The sequence below is a fragment of the Streptomyces bobili genome (assembly GCF_002154575.1).
GTDB lineage: Bacteria > Actinomycetota > Actinomycetes > Streptomycetales > Streptomycetaceae > Streptomyces > Streptomyces bobili.
Map to the genome: position 1 here is coordinate 1 of NZ_MUBA01000066.1, position 18380 is coordinate 18380.

The following is an 18380-nucleotide window of genomic DNA, read 5'->3' on the forward strand; positions in this document are numbered from 1 at the left end:
CCGCCGGCCGTCCGGTGCACAGCGTGGGTGTGGCCGGTTCGGGCACGATGGCCTCCGGCATCGCCGAGGTGTTCGCCAAGGCGGGCTACGACGTCGTCCTGGCCGCCCGCAGCGAGGAGAAGGCGCAGACCGCCAAGGCGCGGATCGGCAAGTCCCTCGCGCGTTCCGTCGACAAGGGCCGGCTCACCGCCGAGGCCGCCGCCCAGACCCTGGAGCGGATCACCCCGGCCGGCTCCTACGACGCCTTCGCGGACGTCGATCTGGCCGTCGAGGCGGTCGCCGAGGACCTGGACGTGAAGCGGCAGTTGTTCGCGGCGCTGGACAAGGTGTGCAGGCCGGGCGCGGTGCTGGCCACGACGACGTCCTCGCTGCCGGTCATCGCGCTGGCCCGCGCCACCTCTCGTCCGCAGGACGTGATCGGCATGCACTTCTTCAACCCGGCGCCCGCGATGAAGCTGGTCGAGGTCGTCCGCACGGTGCTGACGGCCGACGACGTCCACGCGAGCGTCCACGAGGTCTGCGGCAGGATCAGGAAGCACGCCGTGGACTGCGGTGACCGCGCGGGCTTCATCGTCAACGCCCTGCTGTTCCCGTACCTCAACAACGCGATCAAGATGGTGCAGGAGCACTACGCCTCCCTCGACGACATCGACGCGGCGATGAAGCTGGGCGGCGGCTATCCGATGGGCCCCTTCGAGCTGCTGGACGTCGTCGGACTGGACGTCTCGCTGGCGATCGAGAAGGTGCTGCACCGCGAGTTCCGCGACCCCGGGCTGGCCCCCGCGCCGCTCCTGGAGCACCTGGTGGCCGCGGGCTGCCTCGGCCGCAAGACGGGCCGGGGCTTCCGCGAACATGCCCGCCGCTGACGGCGCCGGCGACCGGCCGGGGGCCGTCGAGGACTGGGGCGGGCTGCTCGGCACGACGGTCCCCTCTCCGCCCGCCTGGGGCGGGGAGGGGACCGGGCAGGCGCACCGAGCTGCGCACATGCAGTACGTTCAGGGCATGCCCCAGCCCGCCAAGTCCTCACGTACACCCGCCACGCCCGACGCGCCGGAGAGTGCCGCGGGCTCCCGTGCGGCGGCCCAGCGCCTCAAGATGCGCCGCGAGCTGGCGGCCGCGGCGATGGAGCTGTTCGCGACCAAGGGGTACGAGGCCACCACCGTCGACGAGATCGCGGCCGCGGCCGGGGTCGCCCGCCGGACCTTCTTCCGCCACTTCCGTTCCAAGGAAGAGGCGATCTTTCCCGATCACGACGACACCCTGATCCGGGCGGAGGCGGTGCTCAACGCGGCCCCCGCGCACGAGCACCCGCTCGACACGGTGTGCCGCGGCATCAAGGAAGTCATGAAGATGTACGCGGCGCGGCCGGAGATCTCGGTCGCCCGCTACAAGCTCACCCGCGAGGTGCCCACCCTGCGTGAGGCGGAGATCGCGTCGGTGGCCCGTTACGAGCGGCTCTTCACCCGCTATCTGCTCGGCCACTTCGACGAGCACGCGCACGACGACGACGCCAACGACGATCCGCTGCTGGCCGAGGTCGCCGCCTCCGCCGTGGTCACCGCCCACAACCACGTGCTGCGGCGCTGGCTGCGGGCCGGCGGCCAGGGCGACGTCGAGGCCCAGCTCGACCACGCCTTCGGGATCGTGCAGAAGACGTTCGGCAACGGGATCGGCGCCGGACGCAGCATGGCCCCGGCCCGTCAGGCTCCCGCGTCCGTCTCCGCGCACGGTGAGGTCCTGGTGACGGTCGCCCGCACCGACGCCCCGCTGCACGAGGTCATGCGGACCATCGAGCAGGCCCTCAAGGAGCGCTGAACCGCCTCTCAGGACCCCTCACGAGCACAGCACGCCTGTGACGACGGCCACCCCACAGGGTGGCCGTTTTGGCATGTCAGAGCCCCTTTTCACGCGGATTTCCGACCCTGTTCGATCGATCATCGCTCATTTGTTACGTAAAGATTTCATCCGAGGGGAAGTTCTGGCACTCAGTGCCTTGCGAGGTGACACGCCGTGTCATACGTTGAAGGAGTCCGGGCGGCCGGCGTGCAGAGACCTTTCGTACGCCGGCTGTCCCCGCAAGCTCATGGCCTGCGCGCCCGGACGCCTGCGTCACAGGCAACCTCCCGCGCCACAAAGCGCTGCCGAACAGCAACACCCCGCCGAACCGACGGCACACCCCCATCCACCCTCAGCAGCACCGACGTAACCCTCAGCGCCCCTCCCTCAGGGCGCTCACCGCCGGAGGCAATACCGTGACCGTGAAGGACATCCTGGACGCGATCCAGTCGCCGGACTCGACTCCGGACGACTTCGCCGCTCTGCCGCTCCCCGAGTCGTACCGCGCGATCACCGTGCACAAGGACGAGACGGAGATGTTCGCCGGGCTCGCCACCCGCGACAAGGACCCCCGCAAGTCGATCCACCTGGACGACGTGCCGGTGCCGGAACTCGGCCCGGGTGAGGCCCTGGTGGCCGTCATGGCCTCCTCCGTCAACTACAACTCCGTGTGGACGTCGATCTTCGAGCCGGTGTCGACGTTCAGCTTCCTGGAGCGCTACGGCAAGCTCAGCGAACTCAGCAAGCGGCACGACCTGCCGTACCACGTCATCGGCTCCGACCTCGCGGGCGTGGTGCTGCGCACCGGTCCCGGCGTGAACTCCTGGAAGCCCGGTGACGAGGTCGTCGCGCACTGCCTGTCCGTCGAGCTGGAGTCCAGCGACGGCCACAACGACACGATGCTCGACCCCGAGCAGCGCATCTGGGGCTTCGAGACCAACTTCGGCGGTCTCGCCGAGATCGCCCTGGTCAAGTCCAACCAGCTGATGCCCAAGCCCGGCCACCTCAGCTGGGAGGAGGCCGCCGCCCCGGGCCTGGTCAACTCCACCGCCTACCGGCAGCTGGTCTCCCGCAACGGCGCCGGCATGAAGCAGGGCGACAACGTGCTCATCTGGGGCGCGAGCGGCGGACTCGGCTCCTACGCCACGCAGTTCGCGCTGGCCGGCGGCGCGAACCCCATCTGTGTCGTCTCCAGCGAGCAGAAGGCGGACATCTGCCGGGCCATGGGCGCCGAGGCGATCATCGACCGCACCGCCGAGGACTACAAGTTCTGGAAGGACGAGCACACCCAGGACCCCAAGGAGTGGAAGCGTTTCGGCAAGCGCATCCGCGAACTGACCGGCGGCGAGGACGTGGACATCGTCTTCGAGCACCCGGGCCGCGAGACCTTCGGCGCCTCCGTGTACGTCACGCGCAAGGGCGGCACCATCGTCACCTGCGCCTCCACCTCCGGCTACAACCACGAGTACGACAACCGCTACCTGTGGATGTCCCTCAAGAAGATCGTCGGCTCCCACTTCGCCAACTACCGCGAGGCCTGGGAGGCCAACCGGCTCGTCGCGAAGGGCAAGATCCACCCGACGCTGTCGAAGGTCTACTCCCTGGAGGAGACCGGCCAGGCCGCCTACGACGTGCACCGCAACCTCCACCAGGGCAAGGTGGGCGTGCTCTGCCTGGCCCCCGAGGAAGGGCTCGGTGTGCGCGACGAGGCCAAGCGCGCGCAGCACATCGACGCCATCAACCGCTTCCGGAACATCTGAGGTCGAAGATGACAGAGCGTCAGTCCTCCGGTGCACGGAGGGAAAAGGACCGGCCGTGGTTGATGCGGACCTACGCCGGCCACTCCACGGCCGAGGCGTCCAACGAGCTGTACCGGCGCAACCTCGCCAAGGGCCAGACCGGCCTGTCGGTGGCGTTCGACCTGCCGACCCAGACCGGCTACGACTCCGACCACGTCCTCGCCCGCGGCGAGGTCGGCCGGGTCGGCGTGCCGATCGCGCACGTCGGTGACATGCGCCGGCTGTTCCAGGACATCCCCCTGGAGCAGATGAACACCTCGATGACGATCAACGCCACGGCCATGTGGCTGCTGGCGCTCTACCAGGTCGTCGCCGAGGAGCAGGGTGCGGACATCACCCTGCTCCAGGGCACGACCCAGAACGACATCGTCAAGGAGTACCTGTCCCGCGGCACCCACGTCTTCCCGCCCGGACCGAGCCTGCGCCTGACGACCGACATGATCGCGTACACGGTCTCCCACATGCCCAAGTGGAACCCGATCAACATCTGCAGCTACCACCTCCAGGAGGCGGGCGCCACGCCGGTCCAGGAGATCGCGTACGCGATGTCGACGGCGATCGCCGTGCTGGACGCGGTCCGCGACAGCGGCCAGGTCCCCCAGGAGCGCATGGGCGACGTCGTCGGCCGCATCTCCTTCTTCGTGAACGCGGGTGTCCGCTTCGTCGAGGAGATGTGCAAGATGCGCGCCTTCGGCCGCATCTGGGACCGCGTCACCCGTGAGCGCTACGGCATCGAGAACCCCAAGCACCGCCGCTTCCGCTACGGCGTCCAGGTCAACTCCCTCGGACTGACCGAGGCGCAGCCGGAGAACAACGTCCAGCGGATCGTGCTGGAGATGCTGGCCGTGACCCTCTCCAAGGACTCACGCGCGCGTGCCGTGCAGCTGCCGGCCTGGAACGAGGCGCTGGGCCTGCCCCGCCCCTGGGACCAGCAGTGGTCGCTGCGCATGCAGCAGGTGCTGGCCTACGAGAGCGACCTGCTGGAGTACGAGGACATCTTCGAGGGCTCGAAGGTGATCGAGGCAAAGGTGGGCGAGCTCGTCGAGGAGTCGCTCACCGAGATCGAGCGGATCCAGGAGATGGGCGGCGCCATGGCCGCCGTCGAGTCCGGCTACCTCAAGTCGCAGCTGGTGTCCTCCCACGCCGAGCGCAGGGGCCGTATCGAGTCCGGCCAGGAGAAGATCGTCGGCGTCAACGTCTTCGAGACGACCGAGCCGAACCCGCTGACCGCCGATCTCGACACGGCGATCCAGACGGTCGACCCGGCCGTCGAGGCGCGGGTGATCGCCTCCCTCCAGGCCTGGCGCGACACCCGGTACCAGCCGCCCTTCAACCATCCGCGCCCCTGCAAGGCGCTGGAGAAGCTGAAGGAGGCCGCCAAGGGCACCGGCAACCTGATGGAGGCCACCCTGGAGTGCGCCCGCGCCGGTGCCACGACCGGCGAGTGGGCCGGGGCCCTGCGTGAGGTGTTCGGCGAGTTCCGCGCCCCGACGGGCGTCTCGTCGGCGCCGGTGGCGGTCCCCGCCGAGGAGGGCTCGGCCATGTCCGAGGTGCGCCGCAAGGTCGCCCTGACCGCCCGCGACCTGGGCGTCGGCAAGCTGCGCTTCCTGGTCGGCAAGCCCGGCCTCGACGGGCACTCCAACGGCGCCGAACAGATCGCCGTCCGCGCGCGTGACGCCGGCTTCGAGGTGGTCTACCAGGGCATCCGGCTGACGCCCGAGCAGATCGTGGACGCGGCCGTCGCCGAGGACGTGCACGCCGTCGGCCTGTCGATCCTGTCCGGATCGCACGCCCAACTGGTGCCCGACGTCCTCGAACGGCTCCGTGTGGCCGGTGCCACAGACATTCCGGTGATCGCCGGTGGCATCATCCCAGGCGGGGACGCCGAACAACTGCGGGCCGCGGGAGTGGCCGCCGTGTTCACCCCGAAGGACTTCGACATCACCGGAATCATCGGCCGCATCGTCGACGAGATCCGTACGGCGAACAAGCTCGACCCGCTCACGCTCGACCCCCTGGAGGTCCCCGCATGACTGTCAACCGTCTCCGCCCGCGGCGCTCCTGCCTGGCCGTGCCGGGCTCGAACCCCCGCTTCCTGGAGAAGGCACAGGGCCTCCCGGCCGACCAGGTCTTCCTCGACCTGGAGGACGCGTGCGCCCCGCTCGCCAAGCCCGAGGCGCGGCACACCATCGTCAAGTTCCTCAACGAGGGCGACTGGACGGGCAAGACGAGGGTCGTGCGCGTCAACGACTGGACGACCGAGTGGACGTACCGCGATGTCGTCACGGTCGTCGAGGGCGCGGGCCCGAACCTGGACTGCATCATGCTGCCGAAGGTGCAGAACGCCCAGCAGGTCGTGGCGCTGGACGTCCTGCTGACGCAGATCGAGAAGACCATGGGCTTCGAGGTCGGCCGGATCGGCATCGAGGCGCAGATCGAGAACGCCCAGGGTCTCAACAACGTCAACGAGATCGCCCAGGCCAGCCCGCGGATCGAGACGATCATCTTCGGCCCGGCCGACTTCATGGCGTCGATCAACATGAAGTCGCTGGTCGTGGGCGAGCAGCCGCCCGGCTACCCGGCGGACGCCTACCACTACATCCTCATGAAGATCCTGATGGCCGCCCGCGCCAACGACCTCCAGGCGATCGACGGCCCCTACCTCCAGATCCGCAACGTCGACGGCTATCGCGCGGTCGCCCAGCGCGCCGCCGCCCTCGGCTTCGACGGCAAGTGGGTGCTGCACCCGGGCCAGGTCGAGGCCTCCAACGAGATCTTCTCGCCGTCCCAGGAGGACTACGACCACGCCGAGCTGATCCTGGACGCGTACGACTACTACACGTCCGAGGCGGGCGGCAAGAAGGGTTCGGCGATGCTCGGCGACGAGATGATCGACGAGGCCAGCCGCAAGATGGCCCTGGTCATCTCCGGAAAGGGCCGCGCGGCCGGCATGCGGCGCACCACCAAGTTCGAGATCCCGGAGGGCTGAGCGCGATGCAGTTCGGACGCACCTACGAGGAGTTCGAGGTCGGCGCGGTCTACAAGCACTGGCCCGGGAAGACGGTCACCGAGTACGACGACCACCTGTTCTGCCTCCTCACCATGAACCACCACCCGCTCCACATGGACAGCAACTACGCGGAGCACACGACGGACTTCGGCAAGAACGTCGTCGTCGGGAACTACATCTACTCCCTGCTGCTCGGCATGTCCGTGCCCGACGTCTCGGGCAAGGCGATCGCCAACCTGGAGATCGAGTCGCTCCGGCACGTGGCGCCGACCTTCCACGGCGACACCCTCTACGGCGAGACGACCGTGCTCGACAAGTGGCCGTCGAAGTCGAAGAACGACCGCGGCATCGTCCACGTCGAGACCAAGGGCTACAAGCAGGACGGCACGCTCGTGTGCGTGTTCCGCCGCAAGGTGATGGTGCCGACCGAGACGTACATCAAGGAGCGCGGCGGCGAGCAGCCCGGCCGCCCGGAGCTGAAGTCGCAGGAGAAGTAATGAGCCGCCTCGCCCAGACCGCCGGTCTGACCGACGTCCAGCAGGAGATCCTCGCCACCGTCCGCGATTTCGTGGACAAGGAGATCCTCCCGGTCGCCACCGAACTGGAGCACCGCGACGAGTACCCCCAGGCGATCGTCGACGGCCTCAAGGAGCTGGGCCTGTTCGGCCTGATGATCCCCGAGGAGTACGGGGGTCTGGGCGAGTCGCTCCTGACGTACGCCCTGTGCGTCGAGGAGATCGCCCGCGGCTGGATGTCCGTCTCCGGCATCATCAACACGCACTTCATCGTGGCGTACATGCTCAAGCAGCACGGCACGCAGGAGCAGAAGGACCACTTCCTGCCGCGGATGGCGGCCGGCGACATCAGAGGCGCGTTCTCGATGTCCGAGCCGGGTCTGGGCTCGGACGTCTCGGCGATCACCTCCAAAGCGGTGAAGGACGGCGAGGAGTACGTCCTGAACGGCCAGAAGATGTGGCTGACCAACGGCGGTACGTCCTCCCTGGTGGCCGTTCTCGTGCGAAGTGACGAAGGACACCCCGAGGGGTCCGCGCCCCACAAGTCGATGACGACCTTCCTGGTGGAGAAGGAGCCCGGCTTCGGCGAGGTCCGCCCCGGCCTCACCATCCCGGGCAAGATCGACAAGATGGGCTACAAGGGCGTCGACACCACCGAGCTGATCATGGACGGCCTGCGCGTTCCCGCGGACCGCGTGCTCGGCGGGGTCACCGGCCGCGGTTTTTACCAGATGATGGACGGCGTGGAGGTCGGCCGCGTCAACGTCGCCGCGCGTGGCTGCGGCGTCGCCCAGCGCGCCTTCGAGCTGGGCGTGAGCTACGCCCAGCAGCGCCACACCTTCGGCAAGCCGATCGCCCAGCACCAGGCCATCCAGTTCAAACTGGCCGAGATGGCTACCAAGGTCGAGGCCGCCCATGCCATGATGGTGAACGCCGCGCGCAAAAAGGACTCGGGGGAACGAAACGACCTTGAGGCAGGGATGGCGAAGTATCTCGCCTCCGAGTACTGCAAGGAGGTCGTGGAGGACGCCTTCCGAATCCACGGCGGCTACGGCTTCTCCAAGGAGTACGAGATCGAGCGCCTCTACCGCGAGGCCCCGATGCTGCTCATCGGTGAAGGAACCGCCGAGATCCAGAAGATGATCATCGGCCGCCGGCTGCTCGAAGAGTATCGATTCCAGGGCTAGATGTCCGGTTGGGGGTGTTTTCTTCGAGAAGAAGATCACACCCCGTCAACCCGCCTCCGCCATCGACTCGGCTTTCCGGCTTACCCAGTTGCGGCCCCGAACCGCTACGATCGCGGGAAAGCCGCCGTCCCCCCGTCGAAGCGCGGCATCATTCGCTACGAAGGTCATCCATGCCCCACAGCCAAACCTCTGCACCTCGCGACAGCCTGGCCGGCGTACGCCTTGCGCGCGGAGCATCGCCGTGGCTCCTCCCGACCGTCGCCACCGCCGCCCTCAGCCTGGTCCGCGCCCGCCGCTCGGGCGTCGCCAAGGCCGTCGCCGTGCCCGCCACCGCTCTCGCGGCGGGCATGCTGTGGTTCTTCCGCGACCCCGAACGAGAGATCGCGTCCGGCAGGGTCATCTCCCCTGCCGACGGTGTGGTGCAGAGCATCATGCCGTGGAAGGACGGACGGACCCGCGTCGCGATCTTCATGAGCCCGCTCAACGTCCACGTCAACCGCGCCCCGCTGGCCGGCACCGTGACGTCGGTCGAGCACATCCCCGGTGGGTTCGTGCCGGCCTTCAACAAGGAGAGCGAGAACAACGAGCGCGTCGTCTGGCACTTCGACACCGAGCTCGGTGACATCGAGATGATCCAGATCGCCGGCGCCGTCGCCCGCCGTATCGTCCCCTACCTCCCCGAGGGCACGAAGGTCGAGCAGGGCGAGCGGATCGGCCTGATCCGCTTCGGTTCACGTGTCGACATCTACCTGCCCGAGGGCGTGGACGTCGCGGTCGAGGTGGGGCAGAAGACTGTGGCAGGGGTGACTCGCATTGACCGTGATTGACCCGGAGACCCAGACGGGCTGGGTGCCCGAGGCAGACGAGGTGGACGAAGAGGAGGAGATGCCTCTCTCGCTCCGCCTGTCGATAGCGGACACCCTCACCCTCGGCAACGCCACGTGCGGCTTCATGGCCGTGTACTTCACCACCACCGGCATCCTCATCCCGGACCTCACCGGCAGCCAGGAATCGGGCATGGCGCGCAACAGCGCGGCCACGGCGGTCATCCTGATGCTGTGCGCGGCGGTCTTCGACCTGTTCGACGGACTGGTCGCGCGCAAGCTGCGCTCGTCGCCGATGGGTGCGGAGCTGGACAACCTCTCCGACCTGATCAGCTTCGGCCTGGCACCGGCGTACTTCGTTCTCGTCTACGGCATGGTGGCGGACGGCGCCTATCAGAGAGTGGCCGCGGTCGGAGCGATCGTCGTGCTGCTGGCGGTGGTGCTGAGACTCGCGCGCTTCTCCTGTGTGACACCACCGAACGGCATGTTCCAGGGCATGCCATCACCGTTCGGCGCGCTGACGGTCGTCTCGATCGTGCTCCTGGAGCTGCCCTTCGTGGCGACGCTCCTCGCCATCCTGGGCACCGCCTGGCTGATGGTGAGCCGGGTCGAGTACCCCAAGCCGCGGGGCCGCCTGGCCGGCGCGATGCTCGGCTGGATCGTGCTGTCGATGGGCCTGCTGACCGCCTGGGCCTTCGACGCCCCTGGCGGCCAGCTGCTCCTGCAGACGGGCTGCGCGCTCCAGCTGGTCATGGGCGCGGTCATCCCGCTGTTCGCCACGGCCCGCCGGGTGAACAACTTCCGCGGCAACCGCCGCGAGGCGCGGGCGGCGCAGCTGCCGTAGCGCTCGCACGATACGACGGGTGTGGCCCGAGCCTTCGAGGCTCGGGCCACACCCGTTTCCGACGGTCGGGGCAGTCTGCCCACGCCAGGTCAGGTCAGGTCAGGTCAGGAAGTCGCGCCCGATCTGTTCCGCGACGCGCTCCAGGATGGGGCCGGCCTCGGCGATGCACTTGGCGATGTCCGGCTCGGCGTCCGTGAGCGGATAGGCCCGCCTGATGCCGGCCCGGCCCAGGGCCTCCGGCGGCAGCGCGAGACGGCCGCACACCGCGACGACCTCCCTGCCGGCCGCGCGAGCGGCCGCGGCCACTCCCGCGGGCGCCTTGCCGTGCAGGGTCTGCTCGTCGAGGGAACCCTCACCGGTGATCACCAGCTCGGCCCGCTCCAGCGCGTGGGCGAACCCCAGCACGTCGAGCATGACCTCGATGCCGGCGCGGAACCGGGCGCCGAGCAGCAGAGCGCCGTACCCGATACCGCCCGCGGCACCCGCACCGGGCGCTGCGGCGTACTCGGCGGCGCGCGGGCCGACCGAGGTCTCCAGCACCTTGGCGAAGTGCTCGAGGGCCGCGTCCAGTGCCGCCACGTCGTCCGGGGAGGCGCCCTTCTGCGGGCCGTAGACCGCCGGGGCGCCCTTCGGGCCGGTCAGCGGGTTGTCGACGTCGCTGGCGAGGACGAGTTCGACGGAGGTGAGGCGGGCGTCGAGGCCGGAGAGGTCCGCGGTCGCCAGGCCGGCGAGTCCGCCGCCGCCCGGCCCGACGGGCTCACCGTCCGCGTCCAGGAAGCGGGCGCCCAGCGCGGACAGCATGCCCGCGCCGCCGTCCGTGGTGGCGCTGCCGCCGACCCCGAAGACGATCGTGCGCACGCCCGCGTCCAGCGCCGCCCGCAGCAGTTCCCCGGAGCCGTACGTGGAGGCCGTCAGCGGGGCGAACACGCCGGCCGGCAGCCGCTGCAGTCCGCTCGCCTCGGCCATCTCCACGACGGCGGTGTCTCCGCGCAGCGCGAACGCGGCGGTGACCTCCTGCCCGAGGGGACCGGCGACCCGTACCTCCCGGCGCTCGAATCCGGCGGCGACCGCCGCGGCGACCGTGCCGTCGCCGCCGTCGGCGACCGGCAGTGCCTCCACCTCGACCTCCGGCAGGGCCCGGCGCAGTCCGGCCGTCACCCGCTCGGCGACCTCCACGGCCGTCAGCGAGCCCTTGAACTTGTCCGCGGCCACGAGCACCCTGCGAGTGCCCTGCCCTCCGGCGTCCGCCACTTGCATCCCCTTGCTCTCCGGGCCCACGCATCGGGGCCAGTCGCGCCGCTGCGACCTTAACCGGAGGACGCCCCCTCCGTCATGCCCTGTCCGCGCCGTGAACAGCGGTGAAGGGGCCGCCCCCGCGGCCCTGAGCGCGCCGGGATCGGGGCGGGCGTGGACTCGCCGTGCGGCCGGGCGTGGCGCGGGCCGCCGCGGAATCGGGTAGACCGGAAGCATGACCCCTGTGGGCAACGCGCCCGGACTCGCCGACCGCGTCCTCGGCGGCTGGCTGGGCCGGATCGCCGGCAACATGCTGGGCAAGCCGGTCGAGGAGGGCGACCTGTGGACGCGCGAGCGCATCGACCGCTATCTGCGGCGGGCCGACGCCCTCCCGCTCACCGACTACCTGCCTGAACCGGCCGCCGACCACGACGGCCCGCCCCTGCGCCCCGAGTGGCACCAGTGCGTACGGGGCCGCGTCCACGGCAGCTGCCGCGACGACGACATCGACTACGCCATCCTCGGCCTGGACCTCCTGGAGACCCACGGCTTCGGCTTCAGCACCGAGCAGGCCGGCGACCTGTGGCTGCTGCGGCTGCCGTATCTGCAGACGTTCACCGCGGAGCGCGCGGCGTACCGCAATCTCGCCAACGGGCTGAAGCCGCCGCTGACGGCGACGTACGACAACCCCTTCCAGGAGTGGATCGGCGCCTTGATCCGGGCCGACATCCACGGCTGGACCAGTCCCGGTCTCCCCCGCCGCGCCGCCGGCCTCGCCCGCCGGGACGCGGTGCTCTCACACACCGGCAACGGGGTCTACGGCGCGATGTGGGCGGCGGCGCTGGTGTCGGCCGCGTTCACCGCGCCCACGGTGCGGCACGCCGTGGACGAGGCGCTGGCGGTGATCCCGGCGAGCAGCCGCCTCGCCCGGACGGTACGCCGGGTCACCTCTCTCCACGGCGCCCGCCTGAGCTGGGAGGACACCCTCGGCACGGTGGCTCGGGAGACGGCGGGCCTGGGCTGGATCCACACGGTCCCCAACGCCGCCGTACTCACCGCGGGACTTCTCTACGGCGACGGCGACTTCACCCGCACCATCGCCCTCACCGTGCGGGGCGGCCTGGACACCGACTCCAACGGGGCGACGGCCGGTTCCGTGGCCGGGGTGATGACGGGAGCGGCGGCGATCCCTCCACAGTGGACCGAGCCGCTGCGGGACACCGTGCGCAGTGCCGTCTTCGGCTTCGACGGGGTACGGATCAGCGAGCTGGCGGAGCGCACGCTGCGGCTGGTGGGCGCGGACGTCCCGTGATTGTGCCGGTCGCCCGCGTGCCGCGCGGGGTACTGGATAGCCTTCGAGAGTGACCACTGCTGACTACGCCACGTACATCGCCTCGCTGCCCCGCGTCCTGGCCGGCGCCGCCTCGCTCTTCCGCGACGAGCGGGGGCGGGTGCTGCTGGTCGAGCCCAACTACCGTGCCGGGTGGGCACTTCCGGGCGGCACGATCGAGTCCGACGACGGTGAGACCCCGCGCCAGGGCGCGCGCCGCGAGACACTGGAGGAGATCGGCCTCGACCGCGAACCCGGCCGGCTGCTCGCCGTCGACTGGGTGCCGGGCCAGAACCGGCCACCGCTGGTGGCGTACGTGTACGACGGCGGAGTCCTGGACGAGGAGGACCTCAAGTCGATCCGGCTGCAGGAGGAGGAGTTGCTGTCCTGGCGGCTGGTGCCGCGCCAGGAGCTCACCGTCCACCTCCTGGGTTCCCTCGGCCATCGGGTGCTGGCCGCGCTGGACGTCCTGGCGGACGGCTCGGGGACGGCGGAGCTGGAGAACGGCCAACGGGTGGTGTGACCGGGGCGGGGCGACGGGCGGTGGGAGCGGGCGGCGGCTCGGTGTGGGGGCTGCCTCATCCCTCCACGTCACGCGGCTTGATGTCCACCGTGCGCAACTCCTCGTCGCGGGTCGCGGTCCGCGCCTCGGTGCGGTGACCGCGCTCGATGTAGTCGCGCACCACGAGTTCGACGGCGTCCTGGGGGTTGCCCACACCGGTGAGCACCATGACCTCCACGACGAGATCGGCATCGAGGGAGACGTTGACCTTGGCCATGCCGGGACGGTAGCACCGGCGTGGGCCGTTCGATATCCGTTCGCGGGCATCGGATCGCCCGGCCTACCCTCGCCATCATGACCAAGCCCCTCGTCGCCCTCCTCACCGGAGCCGGTATCTCCACGGACTCGGGCATCCCCGACTATCGCGGCCCGGACGGGCTGTGGCGGCGGGATCCGGATGCGGAGAAGCTGGTCACCTACGACTACTACATGGGCGATCCGGAGATCCGCCGCCGGTCCTGGCGGATGCGCCGGCAGCACGGCGCGCTGGCGGCCGAACCGAACGCCGCGCACCGGGCGATCGTCGAGCTGGAGCGCTCGGGGGTGCCGGTGCGGGTCGTCACCCAGAACGTGGACGGGCTGCATCAGCTCGCCGGACTGCCCGCCCGCAAGGTCGTCGAACTGCACGGCAGCGCACGGAGGTTCGTGTGCACGCACTGCCACGCGCGCGGCCCCATGGAGGACGCCCTGGCCCGCCTCGACGCCGGCGAGGACGATCCGCCGTGCCGGGAATGCGGCGGCATCCTGAAGCCGGCGACCGTGATGTTCGGCGAGCGCCTCGATCCGGTGGTGCTGGGCGAGGCTCTCGCCATCACCAAGGCATGCCAGGTCTTCATCGCCGTCGGCAGCAGCCTCCAGGTACATCCGGCGGCGGGCCTGGCGCAGGTCGCCGCCGACCACGGGGCCCGGCTGGTCATCGTCAACGCCGAGCCGACGCCGTACGACGAGATCGCCGACGAGGTGATCCGGCAGCCCATCGGCACGGCGCTGCCAGCGGTACTGCGCGGGCTGGGTCGGCTGGGCGGGCTGGAGGACGCGAGTGAGCTGGGGGCGAGGAAGGCACCGCGCTGATGACCGACTCCTGTCAACCGTCCGACGACCGCGGCCGGCTGTGTCGTGTCGTGCGGTGGTGGATGGGACCGGCGCTGGTGATGGCGGCGCGTGAGAGGGTGACGCCCCGGCGGCCGGTGAGGGCCGTCGGGGCGTCGAAGGGGGCCGTGTGCACGGCCTGGTGGCCGCTGGGGTGGGGCCTAGCCGCCGAAGGTGACGACCAGTCGGCCGTCCGCGGCGTAGGACCAGTGCAGGGCTCCGCCGTAGGACGAGCAGCGGGAGCCGTTCGTGCCGGACCAGAACTGGTTGGTGCTGTCGGCGCTGCCGATGATCCGGTCGTTGGTGCCGCTGCCGCTGCGGCAGGAGGTGTTGTTGGTGAACACCGAGGTTCCGGCGTCGAAGTTGAAGTTGCGCTGGGCGTTGTCGATGCTGATGTTGTCCGACACCTTCATGGAGCCGGGGTTGCTGTTGTAGGTGAAGCCGTGCTTGCCGTTGTGGTAGGCGATGCTCCGCCGGACGATGTGGTTGACGCCGATGTCCTCGCCGCCGAGCTTGTAACCGTTCCGGTCACCGTTACCGGCCTGGGAGCCGTCACTGAGGGTGCCGTTGTCGTAGGCGAGGGAGTCCTCGATGGTCACCACGCCGATCGGGCCGGTGTCCGGCTTGGTGTAGAGATCCCAGCCGTCGTCGATGTTGTTGTGGGCCACGGCGTACCGGAAGACGTTTCCGGGGCCGCTGGTGAGCTTGGCGGCGAAGCCGTCGGCGTCCTCACCGTCGGAGTCGGCGTTGTCGTGCGACTCCGCGCTCAGGATGAGGTTGTTCGACGGCCACTGGCTGCTGGGGGTGCTGGACAGCATCCGCGAGAGCTGGAGGCCGGTGTCGCGGTTGAAGCGCGTCACCGTGCGCTCGAAGATGTTGTTGCTGCCGCCGACGAAGATCCCGTTGTCCCCGGCGCGCTCGACGACGATCCCCTTGACGTGCCAGTACGACCCGTTGACGGCGAGGCCGCGGTTGGCGGGGTCCTCGGCCTGGGCCGAGAAGTTCAGGACCGGCGTCTCACCGGGGTAGGCGAGCAGCTCCGTGCGGTCGGCGGCGGTGCCGTTGTTGCCCGCCGGGATGGTGACCGTCTGCGCGTGGCTGTACGTCCCCCCGCGCAGGTAGATCGTGCCGCCGGGGATGATGCGGCTGATCGCCGAGGTCAGCGTGGTGGGCGCCGCCTGGGTGCCGGCCGCGCCGTCGGTGCCGTTCGGCGCCACGTAGAGAGCGGTTGCCGAGGGCGGCGGGGTGGTGGTGCCGCCCACTTCCGCGTCGAGATAGTCGACGTTGGGCAGTCCGGCGGCGGCGGTGGGGCTCAGCCGGACGGTGTTGCTGCCCGCGCTGACCGGTACCGACAGCGTCTTCGTCACCCATGTGCCCCAGGCGCCGGTGCCTTCGAAGGAGACGGTGGTGGCCGACCCTCCGTTGACCGTGAGGGTCGCGGGCCGGGCGGTGGCGGTCCCGTTGGCGAAGCGGATGCTCAGTGTCGCCGTCCCGGCGGCGGAGGCGTTCACGGTGAACTGCGCGTACGAGCCCACCGCGTTGGTGGCGTTGCAGAATCCGCTGCCGGAGTAGCCGGCCCAGTCGGAGTCGATGGTGCCGGTGCAGACCGCCGGGGAACTCTCGGCCTCGTAGCGGGTGGACGCTGCCTGCGCCGTGTTGCCGGACAACGCGACGAGTGTGCCGGCCAGCAGGCCGACGCACGCGATGACGGGTCTCCGTTGCATCGTTCTCTCTCCAGGTGGTTGCGGCTCGTCCGACGGTGGGGTTCGCTGACCCCTTTTCTCTGCGGCGGCCCGGTGCGACCATACGGCTGGTTCGACCACGTGAACATGGCTGACGACCGGGCGGCGCGCGCAGATGACCAAAGCGCTTATTTCTGGAAGGTAAGCGCTTGCCATGGTCGCGTCAACGGTCGTGCATGTGGTTGTTGTTCAGAAATATGAACGCCGAACGGCTGGGATCTTGTCGGCTAGCGTCGGCCCGCGGAGTCAGACGAGGGCAGCGACGAGCAGGGCGAAGGCGGCGATGATGACGGCCACGCGGACGTAGTGGAAGCGCTCCCAGCGCCGCAGTTGCTGCTTCCAGTCGGCGGGCCGGTTCTCGGGGGTCCACGTCTTGTTCCGGTTGTTGATCGGGACGAGCAGCAGGATCGACATGAGCACACTGAGGGCCAGCAGCGCACCGGCGATGACGACGAGGCCGGCGCCGGGGTGGTGCCGTCCGGCGACGGCCCAGACCGCGACGAGGGCGAGCGAGCCGATGTACCAGACCGGCATCACCGCGCCGAGCATCCGGCCCCCGTGGGCTTGGCCCAGTTGACGGCTTTCCTCGGGGAGCGCGTTGAGGATCGGATTCATGACGAAGGCGACGGAGAACTCCACCCCCACCATCACGCCGACGACCACGGTGGTGACGACCTCGAGTGTGTTGAGCACGGTGACCCCTCCTGATATCTAGCATTGACAGCTGATGAGGCAACGCTAGTACTACTGCCGCTCCATTGTCTAGCGGTGCTAGGGTCGAATCATGTCGGTACAGGAACGCAAGGAGCGCGAAAGGGCGGGCCGCGAACGTCTCATCGTGGCGACGGCCCGCGAGCTCGCCGAGCAGCAGGGCTGGGACGCGGTCACCACGCGCCGGCTCGCGGAGCGCATCGAATACAGCCAGCCCGTCCTCTACAGCCACTTCCGCGGCAAACGGGAGATCATCGGCGCCGTCGCCCTCCAGGGCGCCACGGAGATGGCCGTGGCGGTGCGCGCCGCGACCGCCGCCGTGGACGGCGCGCGCGAGCGGGTCGCCGCCCTCGCGCGCGCCTACCTCGACTTCGCCGCACGCAATCCGGCGGTCTACGACGCCATCTTCCAGCTCGACGGCGGCCTCGCGTACGCGCACGAGGACACCCCGGCACCCCTCAAGGACGCCTTCGCAGCGCTGCTGGAGAGCCTCGGCGAGGTCGCCGGGGACGGCGTCGAACCGGGGCTGTTCACGGAGACGTTCTGGGCCGCCCTGCACGGCCTGGTGACCCTGACCCGGGCCGGACGACTGCCGCCGGAGAACACCGAACAGCGGGTGAAGCTCCTCGTGGACAGGCTCGCCGTGGACTGACACACCGTCCCGGCGGGCAGGCAGCGGGGCCATCTGGGCCCCGAGTCGTCGGCGCTCCGCCGGACGCCAAGGTCAGCTCTTGGCGCCGGCCTCTGTTCCGTTGTTCCCCGGGGACGGAAACAGAAGCGGGAACAGGACGGCGGCACCCCGCCCGCTCTCGAAGTCCAGCAGTCGCCGCTTACGTTCCAGGCCGCCGCCGTAGCCGGTCAGGCTGCCGTTCGCGCCGACGACACGGTGACAGGGGACGATGATGCCGACCGGGTTCCGGCCGTTGGCGAGACCCACGGCACGGGAGGCGGCCGGGTTGCCGAGGGCCTCGGCGAGTTCGCCGTACGTGCGTGTCTCGCCGTAGGGGATCTGCCGCAGGGCTTCCCAGACCGTGCGCTGGAACGGCGTGCCGTGCAGGCGGAGCGGGAGCGTGAACTCCTTCGACTCACCCGCGAAATAGGCCTCCAACTGCGCCTCGGTGTCGGCGAAGAGGGTGTCGTCGCGCGGACCGAAGCTCTCCTCCGGCGGGCGGTGCCGCTGCTCGGTCATGTAGAGGCCGCACAGGACGCCGTCGTGGGCGACGAGCGTGAGAGGTCCGTACGGGCTGTCGATGACGGTGTGCCGCTTCATGATGCGTCCGTTCGTGAACATGCTCAGGCAGGAAGGAAGTTGATCGGGTGGCTGTCGGTCGCCCACAGGTACTGGACGGCGTACGCCCGCCAGGGGCGCCACCCCGCGGCGCGGGCGGTGAGCGCCGCGGGCGTGGAGGGCAGGCCCAACTGCTGGGCCGCGCGCCGGACTCCGAGGTCGGTGGGGAGGAAGGCGTCGGGGTCGCCGAGAGCCCGCATCGCGATGACGTCGACCGTCCAGGGGCCGAATCCGGGCAGCGCCAGGAGCCGGGCACGGGTCTCGTCCCAGTCGGATTCCACCCCCAACCCCAGCCTGCCGTCGGCAAGTTGCTCGACAAGGCCGGTGAACGTCGTACGGCGGGTGCGCGGCATCGCCAGGGACCCGGGATCGACGCCGGAGAGCGCTCGCCGGCGTCGATCCCGGGTCCC

General features: G+C 70.0%; 19 protein-coding genes. 13 read left to right on the forward strand and 6 right to left on the reverse strand.

From position 1 onward, the window contains the following. From BZL64_RS06300 to pssA, 9 genes are all read left to right on the forward strand, one after another. The coding region (locus tag BZL64_RS06300) for a 3-hydroxyacyl-CoA dehydrogenase family protein (RefSeq protein WP_158101510.1) at positions 1–866 on the forward strand (866 nt) is incomplete at its 5' end. A 136-nt stretch (positions 867–1002) separates the two neighbouring features. Further along, on the forward strand, positions 1003–1815 hold the full coding sequence (locus BZL64_RS06305; RefSeq protein ID WP_190046474.1) for a TetR family transcriptional regulator: 813 nt from the start codon (positions 1003–1005) through the stop codon (positions 1813–1815). 437 nt (positions 1816–2252) lie between these two features. After that, on the forward strand, positions 2253–3596 hold the full coding sequence (gene ccrA, locus BZL64_RS06310) for a crotonyl-CoA carboxylase/reductase (RefSeq protein WP_086766977.1): 1344 nt from the start codon (positions 2253–2255) through the stop codon (positions 3594–3596). Between the two features lie 8 nt (positions 3597–3604). Further along, on the forward strand, positions 3605–5668 hold the full coding sequence (locus BZL64_RS06315; RefSeq protein ID WP_086766979.1) for a protein meaA: 2064 nt from the start codon (positions 3605–3607) through the stop codon (positions 5666–5668). Next, positions 5665–6624: an HpcH/HpaI aldolase/citrate lyase family protein gene (locus tag BZL64_RS06320; RefSeq protein ID WP_086766981.1), complete on the forward strand. Its 960-nt coding sequence runs from the start codon at positions 5665–5667 to the stop codon at positions 6622–6624. Before BZL64_RS06315 ends, BZL64_RS06320 begins: the two co-directional genes overlap by 4 nt. Before the next feature lie 5 nt (positions 6625–6629). Continuing rightward, the gene (locus BZL64_RS06325) at positions 6630–7142 is read left to right on the forward strand and encodes a MaoC family dehydratase (RefSeq protein WP_086766983.1); all 513 of its coding nucleotides are present in this window, start codon (positions 6630–6632) and stop codon (positions 7140–7142) included. Next, positions 7142–8347 carry an acyl-CoA dehydrogenase family protein gene (locus BZL64_RS06330; RefSeq protein WP_086766985.1) on the forward strand — a complete coding sequence of 402 codons (1206 nt, stop codon included), beginning with the start codon at positions 7142–7144 and terminating at the stop codon, positions 8345–8347. The genes BZL64_RS06325 and BZL64_RS06330 overlap by 1 nt, the downstream gene beginning before the upstream one ends. 170 nt (positions 8348–8517) lie before the next feature. Beyond that, positions 8518–9174, forward strand: coding sequence for a phosphatidylserine decarboxylase (locus BZL64_RS06335; RefSeq protein ID WP_086766987.1), 657 nt, complete (start codon positions 8518–8520; stop codon positions 9172–9174). Positions 9175–9196: 22 nt separating this feature from the next. Beyond that, on the forward strand, positions 9197–10015 hold the full coding sequence (gene pssA, locus BZL64_RS06340) for a CDP-diacylglycerol--serine O-phosphatidyltransferase (RefSeq protein WP_086767005.1): 819 nt from the start codon (positions 9197–9199) through the stop codon (positions 10013–10015). 99 nt (positions 10016–10114) lie between these two features. Here the strand turns inward: pssA and BZL64_RS06345 are convergent, their stop codons facing one another. Beyond that, on the reverse strand, positions 10115–11272 hold the full coding sequence (locus BZL64_RS06345; RefSeq protein ID WP_086766989.1) for a glycerate kinase: 1158 nt from the start codon (positions 11270–11272) through the stop codon (positions 10115–10117). A 211-nt stretch (positions 11273–11483) separates the two neighbouring features. Between BZL64_RS06345 and BZL64_RS06350 the strand changes: the two genes are divergently transcribed. Both BZL64_RS06350 and BZL64_RS06355 read left to right on the forward strand, forming a co-directional pair. After that, the gene (locus BZL64_RS06350) at positions 11484–12560 is read left to right on the forward strand and encodes an ADP-ribosylglycohydrolase family protein (RefSeq protein WP_086766991.1); all 1077 of its coding nucleotides are present in this window, start codon (positions 11484–11486) and stop codon (positions 12558–12560) included. 49 nt (positions 12561–12609) lie between these two features. Next, on the forward strand, positions 12610–13101 hold the full coding sequence (locus tag BZL64_RS06355; RefSeq protein WP_086766993.1) for an NUDIX domain-containing protein: 492 nt from the start codon (positions 12610–12612) through the stop codon (positions 13099–13101). 55 nt (positions 13102–13156) lie between these two features. On the opposite strand, the gene BZL64_RS06360 is transcribed toward BZL64_RS06355, so the two are convergent. Next, positions 13157–13357, reverse strand: a complete 201-nt coding sequence (locus BZL64_RS06360; RefSeq protein WP_086766995.1) for a type II toxin-antitoxin system VapB family antitoxin — start codon at positions 13355–13357, stop codon at positions 13157–13159. A gap of 77 nt (positions 13358–13434) precedes the next feature. Here BZL64_RS06360 and BZL64_RS06365 point away from each other — a divergent pair, with 77 nt between their 5' ends. Next, positions 13435–14211 (forward strand): SIR2 family NAD-dependent protein deacylase, encoded by a 777-nt coding sequence (locus tag BZL64_RS06365; RefSeq protein ID WP_086766997.1) that lies wholly within the window; start codon positions 13435–13437, stop codon positions 14209–14211. Between the two features lie 179 nt (positions 14212–14390). Here the strand turns inward: BZL64_RS06365 and BZL64_RS06370 are convergent, their stop codons facing one another. Both BZL64_RS06370 and BZL64_RS06375 read right to left on the reverse strand, forming a co-directional pair. Further along, positions 14391–15953 carry a carbohydrate-binding protein gene (locus tag BZL64_RS06370; RefSeq protein ID WP_086766999.1) on the reverse strand — a complete coding sequence of 521 codons (1563 nt, stop codon included), beginning with the start codon at positions 15951–15953 and terminating at the stop codon, positions 14391–14393. Between the two features lie 264 nt (positions 15954–16217). Continuing rightward, complete coding sequence (locus BZL64_RS06375; protein WP_086767001.1) at positions 16218–16664, reverse strand: anthrone oxygenase family protein; 447 nt, start codon at positions 16662–16664, stop codon at positions 16218–16220. Positions 16665–16755: 91 nt separating this feature from the next. On the opposite strand from BZL64_RS06375, the gene BZL64_RS06380 reads away from it, so the two are divergent. Then, positions 16756–17334, forward strand: a complete 579-nt coding sequence (locus BZL64_RS06380) for a TetR/AcrR family transcriptional regulator (protein WP_086767003.1) — start codon at positions 16756–16758, stop codon at positions 17332–17334. Between the two features lie 72 nt (positions 17335–17406). Here the strand turns inward: BZL64_RS06380 and BZL64_RS06385 are convergent, their stop codons facing one another. Beyond that, on the reverse strand, positions 17407–17952 hold the full coding sequence (locus BZL64_RS06385) for a methylated-DNA--[protein]-cysteine S-methyltransferase (RefSeq protein WP_086767007.1): 546 nt from the start codon (positions 17950–17952) through the stop codon (positions 17407–17409). 23 nt (positions 17953–17975) lie between these two features. Next, positions 17976–18380 (reverse strand): DNA-3-methyladenine glycosylase family protein (locus tag BZL64_RS06390; RefSeq protein ID WP_425276018.1); only part of this gene is annotated, 405 nt, incomplete at its 5' end.